We start from the raw sequence: 19,060 nt of genomic DNA on the forward strand, positions 1-19,060 counted from the left end.
ACCTTGAATTACAAGGTCTGCAGCACGTTCAGCGACCCGCTCCGAAAGACGAAGCGCACCGAATGCCGCGCATTGTAGCCGCAAGCTGTAGGACTGGCACCTAACCGATTTGGCGGGCAGAGCGCCGAATCAGCCCGATCACCGGCAACAGGCCTACCAGCACCAGTGTCAACGCGGGCAAAGAAGCCCGCGCCCATTCGCCTTCACTGGTCATTTCAAAGATCCGCACGGCCAGGGTGTCCCAGCCGAACGGGCGCATCAGCAGGGTCGCGGGCATTTCCTTGAGCACATCGACAAAGACCAGCAGCGCTGCGCTCAAGGTCCCCGGCAGCAGCAACGGCAGATACACTTTGCAAAACAGTCGTGGACCGCATACGCCAAGACTGCGCGCGGCTTCCGGCAAGGAGGGCCGGATGCGCGCCAGGCTGTTTTCCAAGGGTCCATAGGCCACCGCCAGGAATCGCACCAGATAAGCCAGCACCAGTGCCGACAGGCTGCCCAACAGCAATGGCTTGCCCGCGCCGCCGAACCAGCCGGACAACGGCACCACCAGTTCACGGTCCAGATAGCTGAACGCCAACATGATCGATACCGCCAGCACCGAACCCGGCAAGGCATAACCGACATTGGCCAGGCTGATGCCGGAGCGGATCGCCCGCGTTGGCGCCAGCCGGTTGGCAAAGGCCAGCACCAGCGCCACGCTGACCGTGATCAAGGCGGCGATCCCGCCCAGGTAAAGGGTGTGGATGATCAGGCCCGAATAACGCTCATCCAGATCGAAGCGGCCACGCTGCCAGAACCAGACGACCAGTTGCAGCATCGGGATGACAAACGCACAGGCGAACACCAGCCCGCACCAGCCACTGGCCGCCGCCGCCTTGAACCCCCGCAGGCGGTACAGCGCCTTGCCCCGTGGTCGCTCGTTGCTCGGTCGGCTGGCACCCCGAGCGCGACGCTCGCCATACAGCACCAGCATCACCACCAACAGCAACAGGCTGGCCAACTGGGCAGCGCTGGAAAGGCTGAAAAAGCCGTACCACGTCTTGTAGATGGCGGTGGTGAACGTGTCGAAGTTGAACACCGAAACCGCACCGAAATCCGCCAGGGTCTCCATCAACGCCAGCGCAACCCCGGCGCCAATCGCCGGCCGCGCCATAGGCAAGGCCACGTGCCAGAACGCTCGCCATGGCGATTGCCCCAGCACCCGTGCAGCCTCCATCAAGCCTTTGCCCTGGGCCAGGAATGCAGTGCGCGCCAGCAGGTAGACGTAGGGGTAGAACACCAGCACCAGGACGATGATCACACCGCCGGTGGAGCGCACCCGTGGCAGACGCAGCCCGGTGCCGAACCATTCGCGCAGCAGGGTTTGCACAGGCCCGGAGAAGTCCAGCAGCCCCACAAACACGAACGCCAGAACATACGCAGGGATGGCGAAGGGCAGCATCAACGCCCAGTCAAGCCAGCGCCGGCCGGGGAATTCGCAGAGGCTGGTCAGCCACGCCAGGCTGACACCCAGCACGGTTACGCCGACACCGACTCCCAACACCAGGGTCAGTGTGTTGCCCAGCAGGCGCGGCATCTGGGTTTCCCAGAGGTGCGACCAGATTTGTGCGTCGATACTTTGCCAGGACAGCAGCAGTACGCTCAGCGGCAGCAGCACCAGGGCGGCAACGGTGAAGACCGGCAGGTACCAGCGGCGTTGGGCGGGGTGGGCCAAGGAAAAGCTCTCAGGCAAATGAAGATTTTGAAGTCACCGCTAACCCATGTGGGAGCTGGCTTGCCTGCGATGCAGGCACCTCGGTGTATCAGTGATACCCAGGTGATGCTATCGCAGGCAAGCCAGCTCCCACATTTGATCGGCGGTGCAGTTGAGGCCGAGCTTAGTTCCAGCCAGCTCGATCCATCAACCGGATCGCCTCGGCCTGGCGCTTGCCCGCCACTTCCACCGGCAAGGTGTCCGCCACGAACTTGCCCCAGCTCGCCACTTCCGCCGACGGCGCCACGGCCGGGTTGGCCGGGAACTCCTGGTTCACGTCGGCAAAGATCTTCTGCGCCTCAGGCGTGGTCATCCACTCCACCAGCGCCTTGGCGGCTTCCGGGTGCGGCGCGTGCTGGGTCAGACCGATGCCCGACAGGTTCACATGCACGCCACGGTCGCCCTGGTTCGGCCAGAACAGTTTTACCGCCAGGTCCGGCTTCTGCTTGTGCAGGCGGCCGTAGTAGTAGGTGTTGACGATGCCTACGTCGCACTGCCCGGCGTTGATCGCTTCCAGCACGGCGATGTCATCGGAGAACACGTCGGTGGACAGGTTGTTCACCCAGCCCTTGACGATTTCTTCGGTCTTGGCCGCACCGTGGGTTTCGATCAAGGTGGCGGTCAGCGACTGGTTGTAGACCTTTTTCGCCGTGCGCAGGCACAGACGGCCCTCCCACTGCTTGTCGGCCAAGGCTTCGTAGGTGGTGAGGTCGCCCGGTTTTACCCGGTCGGTGGAATAGGCGATGGTCCGCGCGCGCAGGCTCAAGCCGGTCCAGGTATGTTTTGAAGAGCGATATTGCAGGGGGATGTTCTTGTCGATCACCGGGGAGGTGAACGGTTGCAGAATGCCCATCTGCTCGGCCTGCCAGAGGTTGCCGGCGTCGACGGTAAGCAGCAGGTCGGCGGTGGCGTTTTCGCCCTCGGCCTTGATGCGCTGCATCAGCGGGGCTTCCTTGTCGGTGATGAACTTCACCTGCACGCCGGTTTTCTGGGTGTAGGCATCGAACACCGGCTTGATCAGTTCATCGATGCGCGAGGAGTAGACCACCACTTCGTCGGCGGCCTGCACGGTGGTGCTGCCGATCAAGGTGAGTGCCAGAGCAGTCAGGAGGCGCTTGGGTGCCAACATGGGGGCAGTCTCTCATTTGCAAAAAGAGGGCAAATGATAAGGACTCACATTTGGTAGCGCTTGGTGGAGGCGTTACCAGATGTTGCATAGCCAGCATTTTGCGGTGGAGCTGATGGCCTCTTCGCGGGCAAGCCCGCTCCCACAGGGACCGGGCTTCAATGTCAGGGTTTGGCCAGGTCTGGGAGATCGCCGGTCAGGCCCAGCGCCTGGCGTACAAACACGGCCTTGGCTTCGGGCATCTGGTCGACCAGCTTCAACCCGGCATTACGCAACCAGCGCAGCGGTAGTTGGTCAGCCTGGAACAACCGCTCGAAACCTTCCATCGCCGCCATCAGCGCCAGATTGTGCGGCATGCGTCGGCGTTCGTAGCGGCTCAGCACCTTCACATCTGCCAGGCGCTCGCCGCGCTCGGTCGCCGACAGCAGCACTTCGGCCAGTGTCGCGGCGTCAAGAAAGCCCAGGTTCACGCCCTGCCCTGCCAATGGGTGGATGACGTGGGCCGCGTCGCCGATCAATGCCAGGCCTTCGGCCACGTAGCGTTTGGCGTGACGCTGGCGCAACGGCACGCAGACGCGCGGGTCGGCGCTCAGCACCGTACCGAGACGGCCTTCAAAAGCCCGCTCCAGTTCGCGGCAGAAGCTTTCATCATCCAGCGCCATCAAGCGCTCGGACTCGGCCGGCGTCGTCGACCAGACGATCGAACACCAATCCTCCTGCCCGTCCCGCACAAGCGGCAGGAACGCCAGCGGGCCGGTGTCGGTAAAGCGTTGCCACGCCGTGCGCTGGTGCGGCTCGCTGCTGCGCACGCTGGTGACGATGGCGTTATGCAGGTAGTCCCATTCGCGGGTCGCGGTGCCGGTCAGGCGGCGCACGGCGGAGTTGGCACCATCGGCAGCCACCACCAGCGGCGCGCGCAACGTGCGGCCGTCGGCCAGGGTCAGCAACCAGTCATCGCCGGAGCGGCGCATCTGTTCCAGGCGTGCATTGGCCAGCAGGCCCAGGTCGCAGTCATGCAGGCGGTCGAGCAAGGCATCCTGCACAACGCGGTTCTCGACGATGTGCCCGAGCACCTCGGCATGCACGCTGGCCGCCGAGAAGTGGATCTGCCCGGTGCCGCTGCCGTCCCACACCTGCATCTCGCCGTAAGGACTGGCGCGCCGAGACACGATGCCATCCCACACGCCCAGGCGCTCGAGGATGCGCTGGCTGGCGGCCGACAAGGCGCTCACCCGTGGCTCGAAGGCCGCGTCACGGTCGAACGGCTTGACGCTCAGCGGGCTGCCGTCAAGCAGCAGCACCTGCAGGCCACTGCCCTGCAACGCCAGCGCCAGGGCGCTTCCGACCATTCCGGCCCCGACAATCAGCACATCTGCGCGCATGTCCATGCTTTAAGCCTGTCTCACTGGCGGCTTGCGCCGCACGTAAAGGGTTTTGTCGACCCGCGCCACCAGGGTGCCGGAGCCGTCATGAATCTGCACCTTGAGGTGGGGCAGGTACTTCTCGCCACCTTCGGTGTGTCGACGAATCTCGTCCAGCAAGGCTTCGTCGATGGAAAATTCGGCATACACCGGGCCTTTGCCCGGCGAGACAAAGTCGATGCTCGCGGCCTTGTCCCACACGATGTAGTCGCGGCCCAGGTTCTCCATCAGCATCAGCATGTAGAACGGATCAACCATCGAATACAGGCTGCCGCCGAATTGCGTGCCGACATAGTTGCGGTTGTACCAGCCCAGGCCCATGCGCACTTTAACCTGACGAAAATCGGCGCTCATATGCCGCACGCTGACCCCCGCGCCCAGGTACGGTGGATACAGGGTCATGATCCAACGCAACAACCGCGCCTTGCCGAGGCGTTCGATCAACCACTTACGCATCGGGGCGCGTGCCCAGGCCCATGGCCTGACGGGCGAACCAGCGCTTGGCCGGCGGCAACAGATCCAGGCCCAGCAGGCCCATGTTGCGACCCAGCGCGACCAACGGCTGGGCGCTGCCGAACAGGCGCGTGACCTGGTCGGAGAAGCCCACGGTGAGTTTCTGGTCGAGGCGCTGTCGGTCCCGATAGCCCTGCAAGGTGGCCAGGTCACCCGGCACTTGCGGCCCGGCCAGCAAAGCATCGGCCAACGCATTCGCATCACGCAGGGACAGGTTGAAGCCCTGTCCGGCAATCGGGTGCAGGCTGTGGGCGGCATTGCCAAGGACCGCCAGGTGCGAGCGCACTTGTTCCTCGGCTTCAACCAACGTCAGCGGGTACAGATGACGAGCGCCCACTTGCTTCAGCGTGCCCAGGCGGTAGCCGAACACGCCCTGCAATTCACTCAGGAAGCTGCGTTCGTCGAGATTGGCCAGGCGTTGCGCGTCCATGCCGATGCGGGTCCACACCAGCGCGCAGCGGTTGTCCGGCAGTGGTAGCAAGGCCATCGGGCCTTCATCGGTGAAACGCTCGAACGCTTCGCCGTTATGGGATTCGCTGGGGGTGATGTTGGCGATCAGCGCGCTCTGGTTGTACGGGCGGGTTTTCACGCCAATACCCAATTGCTCGCGCAGGCCGGAGCGGCCACCGTCAGCCAGTACGGCGAGGTCGCATTCCAGGACGGTTTCATCGTTGAGCGTCAGGCGGTAGCCATCGGGCAGCGGCTCCATGCGCGTGACTTCCGCCGGACAACGCCAGCTGACCACGTCTTTATCCAGGCCTTGCCACAGGCATTGGCCCAGCCAAGCGTTTTCCACCACATAACCGAGCGCCGGCACGCCCTCTTCCATGGCAGACAGCCGCGCGGTAGAGAAGCGTCCACGGTCGGACACGTGGATCTGTTTGATCGGCTCGGCGCGACGGGCAATGTCCTGCCACAGGCCCAGGCGCTGATAGATCTGCCGCGCGCCGTAGGACAAGGCGGAAGAGCGCGCATCGTAGCTTGGCTGGTAGTGGTCGCCCGGCGCGAAGGGTTCGATCAGCACGATCTTCCAGCCCCGCGCCTTGGCCCCGGCCTGCAACGCCAACGCCAGGCTGGCGCCTACCAGGCCGCCGCCGATGATTGCCAGATTGACCCGGCTCATCGGGCAGCCGCCATCAGCGCTTCGATGTCGGCCACGGTTTTGGGCACACCGCCGGTCAGGATTTCACAGCCTTGCTTGGTCACTACCACGTCGTCCTCGATGCGTACGCCAATGCCACGCCATTTCTTTGCCACAGTCTGGTTGTCCGGCGAAATATAGATGCCCGGCTCCACGGTCAACGCCATGCCGACTTCCAGCACCCGCCATTCACCGCCCACTTTGTACTCGCCCACGTCATGCACATCCATGCCCAGCCAGTGGCCGGCGCGGTGCATGTAGAAGGCTTTATACGCTTCGTTGGCGATCAGCTCGTCAACGTCACCTTGCAACAATCCCAGCTTCACCAGCCCGGCGGTGATGACCTGCACCGTCGCCTCGTGGGCCTGGTTCCAATGCTTGTCCGGAGCGATCTCGGCAAACGCGGCTTCCTGGGAAGCCAGTACTATTTCGTAGATCGCCTTCTGTTCCGGCGAAAACTTGCCATTGACCGGCCAGGTGCGGGTGATGTCACTGGCGTAGCAGTCGATCTCACAACCGGCGTCGATCAGCACCAGGTCGCCGTCCTTGAGCACCGCGTCATTCTGCTGGTAATGCAGGATGCAGCTGTTGCGCCCGGCGGCGACGATGGAGCCATAGGCTGGCATCTTCGCGCCGCCTTTGCGAAATTCATAATCCAGCTCGGCTTCCAGGCTGAACTCATGCAAGCCGGCCCGGCTGGCCTGCATCGCCTTCACGTGGGCCGCGCAGGAGATTCGCGCGGCCTCGCGCATCACCTTCACTTCTGCCGCCGATTTATACAGGCGCATGTCGTGGAGCAGATGATCCAGGGCAACGAATTCGTTCGGCGGTTGGGCGCCCAGATGGGCTTTGGAGCGGATCACATTGATCCAGTCCATCAGGTGCCGATCGAACTCGGCGTTGCTGCCCATGGCCGAATACACCCGGTCGCGGCCTTCGATAAGGCCGGGCAGGATGTCGTCGATATCGGTGATGGGGAACGCGTCGTCCGCGCCAAAGTCACGGATCGCGCCTTCGGTGCCGGCGCGCAGGCCGTCCCACAGTTCGCGTTCGGCATTGCGCTCACGGCAGAACAGCACGTACTCGCCGTGCTGGCGACCCGGCATCAGCACGATCACCGCTTCCGGCTCGGGGAAGCCACTCAGGTACTGGAAGTCACTGTCCTGGCGGTACACGTGCTCGACATCACGGTTGCGGATCGCCACGGCAGCGGCCGGCAGGATCGCGATGCTGTTGGGTTCCATCTGCGCCATGAGCGCCTTGCGGCGTCGGGTGTATTCCGCTCGGGGGATATGGATCATGGGCAGATGGGCTTCCTTTTTAGTGCAGCGACGGCTTGGGTGCAGCAGGCTCAGCGGACTTCTTGGTCTCGGTGAACAGCAGCAACGGCGCGACGCGCAGGTATTCCATGACTTCCATGTAGTCGCCTTCACCGTCTTCGGATTCTTCCAGGGCATCTTGCACCTGGGAGATGGCGGCCAGGTCCTGCAACACTTCCTTGGCGTCGGTGCTCAGTTCCAGGCCGCCGGCGTTGACGCCGAAACCGTGGAGGAAGCCTTGGCACCATTGGCCCAGGGCGGCGGCGCGCTCGGCGAGCGGCGCGTCGTCGGTCGGCAGCAGCAGGACCACGGTGACGTCATCACCGGTCAGCTCGCCCTTGACCATCTCTTGCAGGCCGATCAGCGCGTTGCGCACGTTGTCGGTCGGTTCGGTTTCCAGCAGCTCGGCCACGTCTGCCAGCCAGTTGTCGGCATCAAAGCCAACGCCGGTGCAACTGCGGCCCAGCAACACGCCGTGCAGTTCGGCAGGCGAGCATGGGTGGCCGCTGGTGCTCAGCAGTTTGGAAAAAGCGTCGTACGGGGAGTTCTGAATAGGCATGGTGAGCTAGGCGCCAGACGGCGCAATGTCTAGAATGGAGCGCTGTATCCTAGCACCGGCAGACGTACCAAGACTATCAAGGGCGTCAGATCGTTTATCCTGCAGTTGCCATTCATCAGACAAATCCAGTGGAACCCAATGGAAGACACCGACCTGCAAGCGCTGATGGCCAGACTCGAATTGCTAATTACTCGGGTCGAGCAACTTAAGAGTCAAAACGGACTCCTATTAGCTCAGGAAAAGACCTGGCGCGAGGAACGCGCTCACCTCATTGAAAAAAACGAAATCGCCCGGCGTAAGGTCGAATCGATGATTTCGCGCCTGAAGGCCCTGGAGCAAGACTCATGAGTTCAAGCAATAGCGTCACCGTGCAGATCCTCGACAAAGAGTATTCGATCATTTGCCCCCAGGAGGAGCGCAGCAACCTGGTGAGCGCCGCCCGCTACCTGGATGGCAAGATGCGTGAGATCCGCAGCAGCGGCAAAGTCATCGGCGCCGACCGCATCGCCGTGATGGCCGCCCTGAATATCACCCACGATTTACTGCATAAGCAGGAACGCCCTGACGTGCAGGCCAGCGGCTCGACGCGTGAGCAGGTGCGTGACCTGCTGGAGCGTGTCGATCTGGTGCTTTCCAGCGATTCAGACGCACCCAAGGGCTGATTGCGGCGACTGTTTAAGGTATACTCGCCCCACTCCCTGGCGTGTTTGCCAGTCGGCGATGTCCCTGAGCCGATTCGCACTACCCTGGAAGTTGCACGTTGGGCTGGTGTGCATGTCCGCTAGACGGAAAGCCTTAAAGCCTACTGCATCTTCCACCTTGAACTTTCGGGTTCAAGGGCTAAGTCGACAGCGGCTCTGTCGGGGAGCCTGAATTCCCAAACTCAATGCCAGTCCTCGGACTGGCATTGTTTTATGAGCCGAAACCATGACCGAACCTGCGCCGCTTTCCCGTCCGCAACTTCGACGCATGTTGCGCAAAGCCCGCCGCGCCCTCACGCCGAGCGAGCAGCGCAAGGCCGCCCACGGCCTGTATCGGCAACTGGCACAGCACCCGCTGTTTCGTCGGGCCAAACATATTTCCTTGTATCTACCGACGGACGGTGAAATCGATCCGCGCCTGCTGTTGCGCGCGGCCCAGCGCCGGGGCAAGGCCACCTACCTGCCGGTGCTCAGCGCCTGGCCACGGACCAAGATGGTGTTCCAGCGCGTAAGGCCCGGGGAAAAGCTGCTGCCCAATCGCTTTCGTATCCTGGAACCACGGGTGAATATCAGCCGCCAACGCAAGGTCTGGGCGCTGGACCTGGTGCTGCTGCCGTTGGTGGGTTTCGATGATGCAGGAGGACGCCTGGGCATGGGCGGCGGGTTCTACGATCGCAGCCTGGCCTACCTGGCGCGCCGTCAGAGCTGGCGCAAGCCGACGCTGCTGGGCCTGGCCCACGAATGTCAGAAGGTCGATCGATTGGCACAGGCAAGCTGGGATGTGCCGCTGGCGGGCACCGTCACCGATAAGCGTTGGTATATTGCGAAGACGCCACTGGAGTCAGCGGCGCCTTAGAAGAGGGGTCAGCGTTTGAACGGTTGCGGCTGCTGCTGAGCCAGTTCAACGGGTGCATCGGTCTTGTTCGACCATAAGCTTTGGGCATACCCGGTGGTCACGACGCCCAGACCAAACAAAATCACCAAAATCCATAGTAAATCCGGTTTACGTTGCATCGATTGCCCCCCTGCAGGCACCTCGTACACGATGACAACAACGTTCCAAAGTAGTCCGTTGCAGCTGCGTCAAGCTTTAAAAGCCGGCATTCTGCGGTAACGTGAACCAACACGCAAACCTTGACGCCAACCGACTGTCGGTTTGTCATCAAATTGCCTGACAACTTGCCCACTGCTTTTTTCAGGAGCCCAAAAATGGCCTATTGGCTGATGAAATCCGAGCCCGACGAACTCTCTATCAAAGGCCTGGAAAAGCTCGGCGAAGCCCGCTGGGACGGGGTGCGCAATTACCAGGCGCGCAACTTCCTGCGTGCCATGGCGGTGGGTGACCTGTTTTTCTTCTACCACTCCAGCTGCCCGGAGCCAGGCATTGCCGGCATCGGTAAAATCGTTGAAGCGGCCTACCCGGACCCGACCGCGCTGGAGCCCGAAAGCCACTACTTCGACGCCAAAGCCACCCCGGAAAAAAATCCGTGGAGCGCGATCACCGTCGCCCATGTCCAGACTTTTCCCAACGTGTTGGGCCTTGGTTACCTGAAGCAGCAAACCGCCCTGGCCGAACTGCCCCTGGTACAAAAAGGCAGCCGGTTATCGGTGATGGCCGTCACGCCCGAGCAATGGGCTGCCGTGATCAATTTGCTTTAACTGATCGGTATCAAGGCCCCGCCGGGGCAAACCGTTCAAACTAGGACGCTAATGCCGCAGGAAGCAGCCATGTCGACGAATCACCACACCTCCCGTCTTTTCGCCATCGCCCTCATCGGCCTGTTGTTGGGTGCCGGTGGCTTCGGCTACTGGCGCTCCACCCAGGACCGCCTGCCCGAGGGCCTGAGCATGGGCAATGGCCGCCTGGAATCCACCGAAGTGCAGATTGCCGCCAAGATCCCCGGGCGCCTCGCCGAAGTGCGGGTGGACGAAGGCGACAAGGTGCTCAAGGGCCAGCTACTTGCACGCATGGACACCCGCACGCTGGAAGCCCAACGCGCACAGGCCGAAGCCGAAGTACTGCGCGCCAAGGAAAACTTCGCCGCTGCCGAAGCCAATGTGCAACTGCGACAAAGCGAACAACTGCTGGCGAACCAGGAACTCAGGCGCACCCAAGAGTTGTACAAGCGCGGCTTCGCCAGCAGCCAACTGATCGACCAGCAGCAAGCGCGTCAGAACACCGGCAATGCGGCGGTGGTTGCCGCACAAGCCCAGGTAGCCTCGGTGAAAGCCGCCATCGGCGCAGCCCAAGCCCAGGTGGCCCAACTCACCAGCGAGATCGATGACAGCAGCCTGCGCGCGCCCATCGACGGGATTATCCAATTGCGTCTGGCCGAGCCTGGCGAAGTGCTGGGCGCGGGAGGACGCGTACTGTTGCTGATCGATCCCAACGATCAATACATGAACCTCTACCTGCCCGCCTCCGTCACCGGCCGCCTCACCGTTGGCAGCGACGCACGCATCCTGCTCGATGCCCTGCCCGACCAACCACTGCCGGCCAAGATCAGCTTTGTAGCCGCCAAATCGCAGTTCACGCCCAAAGAAGTGGAAACCCGCGACGAACGCCAGAAACTGGTGTTTCGCGTCAAACTGCGCCTGACCCAACCCAGCGCCGTGCCGCAAGCCAAACCCGGCATGCCCGGCGCAGGCTACGTGCGCACGGCTGACATCGACTGGCCGGCCAACCTGCGATGAGCGCCCTGGCGCTGCAGGCGACGGGGATCAACCACCGCTACGGCCAGCAACAGGCCCTGGTCGACATCACTTTCAACCTGCCGGCCGGTACGCGCTGCGGGTTGATCGGCCCGGATGGCGCGGGCAAGTCGAGCCTGCTGGGCTTGATCGCCGGGGTTAAAAAGCTTCAGGACGGTCAGTTGAACGTGCTTGGCGGTGCGATTGAAGATCGCCGCCACCGCAATAGCCTGTACCCGCGCATCGCCTTCATGCCTCAAGGGCTGGGCGGCAACTTGTATCCCGAGTTGTCCATCAGCGAAAACATCCGTTTCTTTGCCACACTGTTTGGCCTGTCGAAAGCCGACTGCGAACAGCGCATGCACAACCTGCTGCTGTCCACCGACCTTGCGCGCTTCGCCGACCGCCCGGCCGGCAAACTCTCCGGAGGAATGAAACAAAAGCTCGGCCTGTGTTGCGCGCTGATCCACGACCCGGACTTGTTGATCCTCGACGAGCCCACCACCGGCGTCGACCCGCTTTCACGCAGACGCTTCTGGGAGCTAGTCGAAAGCGTACGCGGCGAACGCCCGCAACTGACACTGCTGGTGGCCACGGCCTACATGGAGGAAGCCGAGCAATTCGAACATTGCCTGATGCTCGATCGCGGCAAGCTGATTGCGGACGGGCTGAGCAGTGAATTGGCTGACGCAACACCCAGCGGCAAACTGGACGAGGCCTTCACCCACTTCCAGGGCAACAGCGCCCACAGCAACCAGCCGCTGCTGATCCCACCGCGAGAAAGCGACACCACCGACATCGCCATCGAAGCCCACGACCTGACCCTGCGTTTCGGCGATTTCACGGCGGTAAACAAGGTCAGCTTCGCCATCGGCCGAGGCGAGATCTTCGGCTTCCTCGGCTCCAACGGCTGCGGCAAGACCACCACCATGAAGGTGCTCACCGGGCTGATGCCCGCCACCGAAGGCAGCGCGACCCTGCTGGGCAACCCGGTCAACGCCAAGGACCTGGCGACCCGCAAGCGCGTGGGTTTCATGTCGCAAAGCTTCTCACTGTATGGCGAGCTCAGCGTGCGCCAGAACCTGGTGCTGCATGCGCAACTGTTCGACTTACCCAAGGCCGAGAGTGGCCCGCGCATTGATGAGCTGATCCAGCGCTTCGATCTCGGTGACGTCGCCGAACAACCGTCCGGTGAACTGCCCCTCGGCCTGCGCCAGCGCTTGTCATTGGCGGTGGCGGTGCTGCATCGCCCGGAAGTGCTGATCCTCGACGAACCCACGTCGGGCGTCGACCCGGCCGCACGGGATGACTTCTGGCGGTTGCTGATCGAGCTGTCCCGCGAACAAGGTGTGACCATCTTCCTGTCCACCCACTTTATGAACGAAGCCCAGCGCTGCGACCGCATCTCCCTGATGCACGCGGGCGAGGTGCTGGCCTGCGATACGCCGGATGCGCTGCAACGGCAATTCCACGGCGATACGCTGGAAGCAGCGTTCGTCACCTGCCTGGAACAGGCTCAAGGCGAAGCCAAATCCGATGCCCCCACCGCAACCGTCAGCGAAACCGGCGCGCCGCCCGTGAGCAAACGCGGTTTCAGCCTGGCTCGCCTGTTAGCCGTGGCCAGCCGCGAAGGCAAGGAACTGCTGCGCGACAAAGTACGCATGGCCTTCGCGCTGCTGGGCGCGATGTTCATGATGGTGATCTTCGGCTACGGCATTTCCCTGGATGTGGAAAACCTCGCCTTCGCCATCTACGACCAGGACCAGACGCCGCAAAGCCGTGCCTACCTGGAGGGGTTTCGCAGTTCACGCTATTTCGCCGAGCAGCCGCCCATCCGGGACTCGAATGAACTGCACCGGCGCCTGCAACGCTCGGAAATCAAACTGGCCCTGGAGATCCCTCCCGGTTTTGGTCGCGACCTCTACGCCGGTCGCCAGCCCAGCGTAGCCGCATGGCTCGATGGCGGCATGCCGTTTCGCGCGGAAACCAGCCGTAACTATGTAGAGGCCGTGCACCAGGAGAACCTGCAGCAACTGGCCGAACTGAGCAGCCTGCCCCGCAACCACCCAGCGGCCGCCAAGCTGGAAACGCGCTTTCGCTATAACCAGGACGTGGTCAGCGTCAACGCCATCGGCCCCGGTGTGATGGCGCTGATCCTGGCGTTCATCCCGGCGATGCTCACCGCCCTCGGCATCGTGCGCGAGAAGGAGTTGGGCTCTATCACCAACTTCTACGCCACGCCGCTGACCCGTCTGGAATTCCTGCTCGGCAAACAAGCGCCGTACCTGGCCGTGAGCCTGGTCAACCTGGCGGTATTGGTGGCAATGAACCGCTGGCTGTTCGGCGTGCCGTTCAAGGGCAGCGGCCTGACGCTGGCGTTTGGCGGCCTGCTCTACGTGCTGGCGACCACCAGCATGGGCCTGCTGATTTCTGCGTTCACCCGTACGCAGATCGCGGCGATCCTCGGCACCATGATCATCACCAGTCTGCCGACCATCCAGTTCTCCGGGCTGATCGTGCCGCGCTCGTCCCTGGAAGGTGCGGCGGCATTGATGGGCATGCTGTTCCCGGCAGGGCACTTCCTGGATATCGCCGTGGGCACGTTCACCAAGGCCCTGGACCTGCGCCAGTTGTGGCCACAGTGCTTGGCGCTGTTCGGGTTTTTCGTCGGGTTCACCGGACTGAGCCTGATCATGCTCAAGAAGCAGGAGGCCTGATGCATAAGTTCGCGCACATCCTGCGTCTGGGCATAAAGGAACTGACCAGCCTGCGCCACGACGGCGTGTTGCTGCTGTTTCTGTTCTACGCCTTCACCGTCGCCATCTATATGCCCGCCGCCGGTTCAGTGATCGGCGTGCACAATGCCAGCGTGGCATTTGTCGATGAAGACCACAGCTCGCTCTCCCGCCAGATGGCCGAGGCGCTGCAGCCGCCCGAGTTTCAAGCGCCCATTCCTTTGGCCTATGACCAGTTGGACAAGGTCATGGACAGCGGCGAATACAACTTCGTGATCAATGTGCCGGCGAACTTCCAGGCAGACCTGCTGGCAGGGCGCCAACCGGGCGTGCAGGTGAATGTAGACGCCACGGCGATGAGCCAAGCGTTCATGGGCGCGGGCTATATCGGGCGGATTTTCCAGCGGGAACTGCTGACCTATAGCGGGCAAGCCGCCGCCAACCAGGCGCCCGCCCTGCTCACTACCCGCGCGCTGTTCAACACCAACCTGGAAGGCGGCTGGTTCCTGGCGGTGATCCAGATCGTCAACAACATCACTATTCTCGCCATTATCCTGACCGGCACCGCGCTGCTGCGCGAACGCGAGCACGGTACCCTCGACCATTTGCTGGTGCTGCCGCTGACGGCGCTGGAGATCATGTTGGCAAAAATCTGGAGCAATATGCTGGTGGTGGTGCTGTGCACCTGGCTGTCGCTGGAAGTGGTGGTCAAAGGACTGCTTGGCGTGCCGCTGGCCGGGTCGCTGGGGCTGTTCCTGTTCGTGACGGCGCTGTACCTGTTTGCCAGTACGGCGTTGGGGATTTTCCTCGCGACGCTTGCCCGCTCGACACCGCAGTTCGGCCTGCTGGCGATTCCAGTCATTATCCCGATGCTACTGCTCTCAGGCGGCAGCACGCCGCTGGACAGCATGCCCGAGTGGTTGCAGTGGGTGATGCAGGGCTCGCCATCGACGCACTTTGTGAGTTTAAGCGCGGCGATTCTGTTTCGCGATGCAGGCGTGAGCGTGGTGTGGCCGGACGTGCTGGCGCTGGCGGGGATTGGGTTGCTGTTTTTTGCAGTGGCGTTGGCGAGGTTCCGCAAGAGCCTCGCGTCGTAGCCTGCCGGAGCCTGCTCACAATAGAAGCCAGGCCCCATGGGGCTTAGGTGGATTACTGGATGATCAGGTTGTTGAACAACAGGTCTTCCACCACCGGCTTGCCCGTCTCGTCGCTCATCACTTGTTGGGTTTGCTTGAGCGCTTCCTGGCGCAGCTTTTCCTTGCCTTCGACGGTGCTCATGGCCTCGTTGGTCTGCTGGGTGAACAGCGCTACCAGCTGGTTGCGGATCAATGGATCATTGGCTTTCACCAGTGCCGCCGCTTCGGCGCCCGTCACGCGCAAAGCGATGTCGGCCTTGAATACCTTGAGTTTCGCCGTGCCATCCAGGCCATAGTTACCCACGAACGGCGGGCTCAGGCTGATATAGCTGACCTTCGGCGCCTCGCCTTCTTTGGCTTCTTCGGCCTGGGCTGCCATCGGCAAAGTCAGGGCCAGCATCAACAGGATCCACGCTTTCACAGTTCATTCCTCAAATTCGGTTGCCGGGTAGCATAACGCTAGCAAGGCTGAGCACAAGCTTATGGCGGCTTATCAGGCCGGGGCATGCTTGTTGACCCACGCGCCTGCCCTCCTACACTTATCGGCCACGACGCCAAAAGGAATAGTCCGATGAAAGCTGTGCTGTGCAAAGCCTTCGGCCCTGCCGAAACCCTGGTGCTGGAAGATGTCGCAAGCCCAACGATCAAGAAGAACGAGATCCTGTTGGACGTGCATGCCGCCGGGGTCAATTTCCCGGACACGCTGATCATCGAGGGCAAGTACCAGTTCAAACCGCCCTTCCCGTTTTCGCCGGGTGGCGAAGCGGCGGGCGTGGTCAGTGAAGTTGGAGAAAAGGTCAGCCACTTGAACGTCGGTGACCGCGTCATGGCGCTGACGGGCTGGGGCAGCTTTGCCGAGCAAGTCGCAGTGCCCAGCTACAACGTGCTGCCGATCCCACCGAGCATGGACTTCAACACTGCAGCGGCTTTCAGCATGACCTACGGCACGTCCATGCACGCGCTGAAACAACGGGCCAACCTGCAACCCGGCGAAACCCTGTTGGTACTCGGCGCCTCCGGTGGCGTGGGCCTGGCCGCCGTGGAAATCGGCAAAGCCATGGGCGCACGGGTGATCGCTGCTGCCAGTAGCGCCGATAAACTCGAAGTGGCCAAGGCCGCTGGCGCCGATGAGCTGATCAACTACAGCGAAGCCAGCCTGAAAGACGAAATCAAGCGCCTCACCGACGGCAACGGCGCCGATGTGATCTACGACCCGGTGGGTGGCGACCTGTTTGATCAGGCGATCCGCGCCATTGCCTGGAACGGCCGTTTGCTGGTGGTGGGGTTTGCCAGCGGGCGCATTCCGGAGCTGCCAGTGAACCTGGCGCTGCTCAAGGGCGCGGCGGTGGTTGGGGTGTTCTGGGGCTCGTTTGCCCAGCGCCAGCCGCAGGACAATGCGGCGAATTTCCAACAGCTGTTCACGTGGTATGCCGAGGGCAAGTTGAAGCCGTTGGTGTCCCAGGTGTATCCGCTGGAACAGGCCGCCCAGGCAATTAATGATTTGGGACAGCGCAAGGCGGTGGGCAAGGTAGTCGTGCAAACTCGCTCAACGATGTGAAATGCGGTCAATGTGGGAGCGGGCTTGCTCGCGAATGCGGTGGTTCAGTGACACATGCACTGGCTGACCCACCGCTTTCGCGAGCAAGCCCGCTCCTACCTTTGGATCTCCAGCGTCTCACAAACTCAATCACGACCAGCACTTATCTAATCGCGACATGTTCATAAGAGAACATGCAATTGCTCTCATTTCCTGTGTTTGCAGATAAGAGGCGATGCTATTTTCGGTAACGAAACTGTAACATTCGCATCCGCAGTCAAAACAAGAAATTTGGAGCTCTTGAATGTTTGCTTTCTTTCGTCCTGCCGCACATCAGGCGCCCCTGCCTGAAGAAAAAATAGACAGTACCTACCGACGCCTGCGCTGGCAGATCTTCGCCGGCATTTTCTTCGGGTACGCCGGGTACTACCTGCTGCGCAAGAACTTCTCCCTGGCTATGCCCTACCTGATCGACGAGGGTTATACCCGAGGCGAACTCGGCCTGGCGATGTCGGCTATTGCGATTGCCTACGGCCTGTCCAAGTTCCTCATGGGCCTGGTGTCCGACCGCTCCAACCCACGCTACTTCCTGCCCTTCGGCCTGCTGGTTTCCGCCGGGGTGATGTTCATTTTCGGTTTCGCACCTTGGGCGACGTCCAGCGTGACCATGATGTTCATTTTGCTGTTCATCAACGGTTGGGCCCAAGGCATGGGCTGGCCGCCAAGTGGACGCACCATGGTGCACTGGTGGTCGCAGAAAGAACGCGGCGGCGTGGTTTCCGTATGGAACGTGGCGCATAACGTCGGCGGCGGCCTGATCGGTCCGCTGTTCCTGCTGGGCATGGCTTGGTTCAACGACTGGCATGCGGCGTTCTACGTGCCGGCCACCGTGGCATTGCTGGTGGCGGCGTTTGCCTTCATTACCATGCGCGACACCCCGCAATCGGTAGGCCTGCCGCCTATCGAGAAATACAAGAACGACTACCCGGAAGGTTACGACGCCAGCCACGAAGACGAATTCAGCGCCAAGGAAATCTTCGTCAAATACGTGCTGCGTAACAAAATGCTGTGGTACATCGCCTTCGCCAACGTATTCGTCTACCTGCTGCGCTACGGCGTGCTGGACTGGGCGCCGACCTACTTGAAAGAAGCCAAGCACTTCACGGTCGACAAGTCGTCGTGGGCGTACTTCTTCTACGAGTGGGCCGGTATTCCGGGCACCCTGCTGTGCGGCTGGATGTCGGACAAGATCTTCCGTGGCAACCGTGGCCTCACCGGCATTGTGTTCATGGCACTGGTGACCGTGGCGACCCTGGTGTACTGGCTCAACCCGCCGGGCAACCCGATGGTCGACATGATCGCGCTGTTCTCCATTGGCTTCCTGATCTATGGCCCGGTGATGCTGATCGGCCTGCAGGCGCTGGAACTGGCACCGAAGAAAGCCGCCGGCACCGCCGCGGGTTTCACCGGTCTGTTCGGTTATCTGGGGGGTTCGGTGGCGGCCAGTGCGGCCATGGGCTACACCGTGGACCATTTCGGCTGGGACGGTGGTTTCGTGTTGCTGATCGGCGCGTGTCTATTGGCCATCGCCTTCTTGATCCCAACGCTGTGGCACACCAACAGCGTCAGCTCGGCGCGCTAACCGCCTGAGCAACTCTTTGCACAACGCTTGAGCCGCGCCTCCAGGTTCTTATCTGGCATGGCGTGGCTACGCAGGGCGTTGACGGTCTGCTCGACATAATCGCGAGTCGTGCCGTAACGCCCGCAAGCGCTCTGCAACACATGGTTCAGCACAACGTCGGGCAAGTTGCCGGCATAGCTGGGCAAGTGCCGCTCCAAGACAAATCCCAACGCCTGCACCGTACTGCCATCTTCGAGACGGCAACTGAGCCAATGCGGCCGGTAGGAGGGATAAGGCATCTCGCGCTGCCACAAAGCGTAGAGCGAGGCCTCCAGCTGATCTTCCGGCAAGCGGTAGGCAAACCCGCTGCAGGAGCCGCCGCGATCCAGCCCAAAGACCAACCCCGGAATTTCCGGTGTTCCCCGATGCTCATGGGACCACAGGTACAGGCCCCGGTGATAACCATGAACCCGTGCCCGCATCCGCTCGGTCGACGAGCATTCAGGGCGCCAGATCAGCGAACCATAAGCGAAAAGCCAGACCGGCCCACCCTTATGCAGGGCCATGGTGGCCTGCATCGAGCTCATTAACTGTTCGTGAGTGAGTTGCGGCCCAAGATCGAGCCGCGGAGGGTAAGCCAATTGCAAAAGATCAGTTTCAATGGCGGTCATGACGAAGAGCGTTACGCCTCCTATGTATTACCAGTTGTAAGCAACTTTACCGTAATAAAACCTGCAGCAATAAGCCGCCTGTCTCAGATATAGCTTAAGGACATTTGTATAAGACACTAAATACCGTAAGTGA

Annotated in this window: 19 protein-coding genes and 1 other RNA gene; 10 read left to right on the plus strand and 10 right to left on the minus strand. The window is 61.9% G+C overall.

The window, feature by feature from the left end; translation table 11 throughout:
* Window positions 1–100: 100 nt before the first annotated feature.
* The 7 genes from BMZ57_RS11700 to BMZ57_RS11730 all read right to left on the minus strand — a co-directional run bounded on the left by BMZ57_RS11700 (window position 101) and on the right by BMZ57_RS11730 (window position 7,835).
* A complete protein-coding gene (locus BMZ57_RS11700) occupies window positions 101–1,717 on the minus strand; it encodes an ABC transporter permease (protein ID WP_044288041.1) in 1,617 nt (538 codons plus the stop codon).
* A 163-nt stretch (window positions 1,718–1,880) separates the two neighbouring features.
* A complete protein-coding gene (locus tag BMZ57_RS11705) occupies window positions 1,881–2,885 on the minus strand; it encodes an extracellular solute-binding protein (RefSeq protein ID WP_010207376.1) in 1,005 nt (334 codons plus the stop codon).
* A 161-nt stretch (window positions 2,886–3,046) separates the two neighbouring features.
* On the minus strand, window positions 3,047–4,264 hold the full coding sequence (locus BMZ57_RS11710; RefSeq protein WP_175439656.1) for a 2-octaprenyl-3-methyl-6-methoxy-1,4-benzoquinol hydroxylase: 1,218 nt from the start codon (window positions 4,262–4,264) through the stop codon (window positions 3,047–3,049).
* A 9-nt stretch (window positions 4,265–4,273) separates the two neighbouring features.
* Window positions 4,274–4,759 carry a DUF4442 domain-containing protein gene (locus BMZ57_RS11715; protein WP_010207379.1) on the minus strand — a complete coding sequence of 162 codons (486 nt, stop codon included), beginning with the start codon at window positions 4,757–4,759 and terminating at the stop codon, window positions 4,274–4,276.
* Window positions 4,752–5,939: a 2-octaprenyl-6-methoxyphenyl hydroxylase gene (ubiH, locus tag BMZ57_RS11720; RefSeq protein ID WP_010207380.1), complete on the minus strand. Its 1,188-nt coding sequence runs from the start codon at window positions 5,937–5,939 to the stop codon at window positions 4,752–4,754. Before ubiH ends, BMZ57_RS11715 begins: the two co-directional genes overlap by 8 nt.
* Window positions 5,936–7,258, minus strand: coding sequence for a Xaa-Pro aminopeptidase (pepP, locus tag BMZ57_RS11725; RefSeq protein ID WP_021492631.1), 1,323 nt, complete (start codon window positions 7,256–7,258; stop codon window positions 5,936–5,938). Before pepP ends, ubiH begins: the two co-directional genes overlap by 4 nt.
* A 19-nt stretch (window positions 7,259–7,277) precedes the next feature.
* Window positions 7,278–7,835 carry a YecA/YgfB family protein gene (locus BMZ57_RS11730; protein WP_021492630.1) on the minus strand — a complete coding sequence of 186 codons (558 nt, stop codon included), beginning with the start codon at window positions 7,833–7,835 and terminating at the stop codon, window positions 7,278–7,280.
* 138 nt (window positions 7,836–7,973) lie between these two features.
* On the opposite strand from BMZ57_RS11730, the gene BMZ57_RS11735 reads away from it, so the two are divergent.
* The 4 genes from BMZ57_RS11735 (at window position 7,974) to BMZ57_RS11750 (ending at window position 9,392) form a co-directional block, all read left to right on the plus strand.
* On the plus strand, window positions 7,974–8,183 hold the full coding sequence (locus BMZ57_RS11735) for a TIGR02449 family protein (protein ID WP_007982902.1): 210 nt from the start codon (window positions 7,974–7,976) through the stop codon (window positions 8,181–8,183).
* Window positions 8,180–8,497, plus strand: coding sequence for a cell division protein ZapA (locus tag BMZ57_RS11740; RefSeq protein ID WP_010207385.1), 318 nt, complete (start codon window positions 8,180–8,182; stop codon window positions 8,495–8,497). The genes BMZ57_RS11735 and BMZ57_RS11740 overlap by 4 nt, the downstream gene beginning before the upstream one ends.
* A 30-nt stretch (window positions 8,498–8,527) precedes the next feature.
* A non-coding RNA gene (ssrS, locus tag BMZ57_RS11745) (6S RNA) lies at window positions 8,528–8,706 on the plus strand.
* A gap of 56 nt (window positions 8,707–8,762) precedes the next feature.
* Window positions 8,763–9,392 (plus strand): 5-formyltetrahydrofolate cyclo-ligase, encoded by a 630-nt coding sequence (locus BMZ57_RS11750; RefSeq protein WP_010207386.1) that lies wholly within the window; start codon window positions 8,763–8,765, stop codon window positions 9,390–9,392.
* 8 nt (window positions 9,393–9,400) lie between these two features.
* Here the strand turns inward: BMZ57_RS11750 and BMZ57_RS29500 are convergent, their stop codons facing one another.
* Window positions 9,401–9,550: a hypothetical protein gene (locus tag BMZ57_RS29500; protein WP_010207387.1), complete on the minus strand. Its 150-nt coding sequence runs from the start codon at window positions 9,548–9,550 to the stop codon at window positions 9,401–9,403.
* 195 nt (window positions 9,551–9,745) lie between these two features.
* Here BMZ57_RS29500 and BMZ57_RS11755 point away from each other — a divergent pair, with 195 nt between their 5' ends.
* The 4 genes from BMZ57_RS11755 to BMZ57_RS11770 all read left to right on the plus strand — a co-directional run bounded on the left by BMZ57_RS11755 (window position 9,746) and on the right by BMZ57_RS11770 (window position 15,059).
* Window positions 9,746–10,195: an EVE domain-containing protein gene (locus BMZ57_RS11755; RefSeq protein WP_010207388.1), complete on the plus strand. Its 450-nt coding sequence runs from the start codon at window positions 9,746–9,748 to the stop codon at window positions 10,193–10,195.
* 69 nt (window positions 10,196–10,264) lie between these two features.
* Window positions 10,265–11,230 carry an HlyD family secretion protein gene (locus BMZ57_RS11760; protein WP_029529022.1) on the plus strand — a complete coding sequence of 322 codons (966 nt, stop codon included), beginning with the start codon at window positions 10,265–10,267 and terminating at the stop codon, window positions 11,228–11,230.
* Complete coding sequence (gene rbbA, locus BMZ57_RS11765) at window positions 11,227–13,944, plus strand: ribosome-associated ATPase/putative transporter RbbA (RefSeq protein WP_044288046.1); 2,718 nt, start codon at window positions 11,227–11,229, stop codon at window positions 13,942–13,944. Before BMZ57_RS11760 ends, rbbA begins: the two co-directional genes overlap by 4 nt.
* Window positions 13,944–15,059: an ABC transporter permease gene (locus BMZ57_RS11770; RefSeq protein WP_069672950.1), complete on the plus strand. Its 1,116-nt coding sequence runs from the start codon at window positions 13,944–13,946 to the stop codon at window positions 15,057–15,059. The genes rbbA and BMZ57_RS11770 overlap by 1 nt, the downstream gene beginning before the upstream one ends.
* A 52-nt stretch (window positions 15,060–15,111) precedes the next feature.
* On the opposite strand, the gene BMZ57_RS11775 is transcribed toward BMZ57_RS11770, so the two are convergent.
* Entirely contained in the window at window positions 15,112–15,519 is a 408-nt protein-coding gene (locus tag BMZ57_RS11775; RefSeq protein ID WP_010207395.1) for a flagellar basal body-associated protein FliL, read from the minus strand.
* Between the two features lie 150 nt (window positions 15,520–15,669).
* On the opposite strand from BMZ57_RS11775, the gene BMZ57_RS11780 reads away from it, so the two are divergent.
* Entirely contained in the window at window positions 15,670–16,656 is a 987-nt protein-coding gene (locus BMZ57_RS11780) for an NADPH:quinone oxidoreductase family protein (RefSeq protein WP_042570922.1), read from the plus strand.
* A 283-nt stretch (window positions 16,657–16,939) separates the two neighbouring features.
* Window positions 16,940–18,277 carry a glycerol-3-phosphate transporter gene (gene glpT / locus BMZ57_RS11785; RefSeq protein ID WP_010207397.1) on the plus strand — a complete coding sequence of 446 codons (1,338 nt, stop codon included), beginning with the start codon at window positions 16,940–16,942 and terminating at the stop codon, window positions 18,275–18,277.
* On the opposite strand, the gene BMZ57_RS11790 is transcribed toward glpT, so the two are convergent.
* Window positions 18,274–18,927 carry a gamma-glutamylcyclotransferase gene (locus tag BMZ57_RS11790; RefSeq protein ID WP_021492624.1) on the minus strand — a complete coding sequence of 218 codons (654 nt, stop codon included), beginning with the start codon at window positions 18,925–18,927 and terminating at the stop codon, window positions 18,274–18,276. The genes glpT and BMZ57_RS11790 overlap by 4 nt on opposite strands.
* Window positions 18,928–19,060: the final 133 nt, after the last annotated feature.

It is taken from the genome of Pseudomonas simiae (assembly GCF_900111895.1).
GTDB lineage: Bacteria > Pseudomonadota > Gammaproteobacteria > Pseudomonadales > Pseudomonadaceae > Aquipseudomonas > Aquipseudomonas simiae.

Excerpts from the sequence above, each read along its gene's own strand:
- BMZ57_RS11705 (WP_010207376.1), bottom strand. The coding sequence starts at position 2,885 with ATGTTGGCACCCAAGCGCCTCCTGACTGCTCTGGCACTCACCTTGATC.
- BMZ57_RS11710 (WP_175439656.1), bottom strand. The coding sequence starts at position 4,264 with ATGCGCGCAGATGTGCTGATTGTCGGGGCCGGAATGGTCGGAAGCGCC.
- BMZ57_RS11715 (WP_010207379.1), bottom strand. The coding sequence starts at position 4,759 with ATGCGTAAGTGGTTGATCGAACGCCTCGGCAAGGCGCGGTTGTTGCGT.
- ubiH (WP_010207380.1), bottom strand. The coding sequence starts at position 5,939 with ATGAGCCGGGTCAATCTGGCAATCATCGGCGGCGGCCTGGTAGGCGCC.
- pepP (WP_021492631.1), bottom strand. The coding sequence starts at position 7,258 with ATGATCCATATCCCCCGAGCGGAATACACCCGACGCCGCAAGGCGCTC.
- BMZ57_RS11730 (WP_021492630.1), bottom strand. The coding sequence starts at position 7,835 with ATGCCTATTCAGAACTCCCCGTACGACGCTTTTTCCAAACTGCTGAGC.
- BMZ57_RS11735 (WP_007982902.1), top strand. The coding sequence starts at position 7,974 with ATGGAAGACACCGACCTGCAAGCGCTGATGGCCAGACTCGAATTGCTA.
- BMZ57_RS11740 (WP_010207385.1), top strand. The coding sequence starts at position 8,180 with ATGAGTTCAAGCAATAGCGTCACCGTGCAGATCCTCGACAAAGAGTAT.
- BMZ57_RS11750 (WP_010207386.1), top strand. The coding sequence starts at position 8,763 with ATGACCGAACCTGCGCCGCTTTCCCGTCCGCAACTTCGACGCATGTTG.
- BMZ57_RS29500 (WP_010207387.1), bottom strand. The coding sequence starts at position 9,550 with ATGCAACGTAAACCGGATTTACTATGGATTTTGGTGATTTTGTTTGGT.
- BMZ57_RS11755 (WP_010207388.1), top strand. The coding sequence starts at position 9,746 with ATGGCCTATTGGCTGATGAAATCCGAGCCCGACGAACTCTCTATCAAA.
- BMZ57_RS11760 (WP_029529022.1), top strand. The coding sequence starts at position 10,265 with ATGTCGACGAATCACCACACCTCCCGTCTTTTCGCCATCGCCCTCATC.
- rbbA (WP_044288046.1), top strand. The coding sequence starts at position 11,227 with ATGAGCGCCCTGGCGCTGCAGGCGACGGGGATCAACCACCGCTACGGC.
- BMZ57_RS11770 (WP_069672950.1), top strand. The coding sequence starts at position 13,944 with ATGCATAAGTTCGCGCACATCCTGCGTCTGGGCATAAAGGAACTGACC.
- BMZ57_RS11780 (WP_042570922.1), top strand. The coding sequence starts at position 15,670 with ATGAAAGCTGTGCTGTGCAAAGCCTTCGGCCCTGCCGAAACCCTGGTG.
- glpT (WP_010207397.1), top strand. The coding sequence starts at position 16,940 with ATGTTTGCTTTCTTTCGTCCTGCCGCACATCAGGCGCCCCTGCCTGAA.
- BMZ57_RS11790 (WP_021492624.1), bottom strand. The coding sequence starts at position 18,927 with ATGACCGCCATTGAAACTGATCTTTTGCAATTGGCTTACCCTCCGCGG.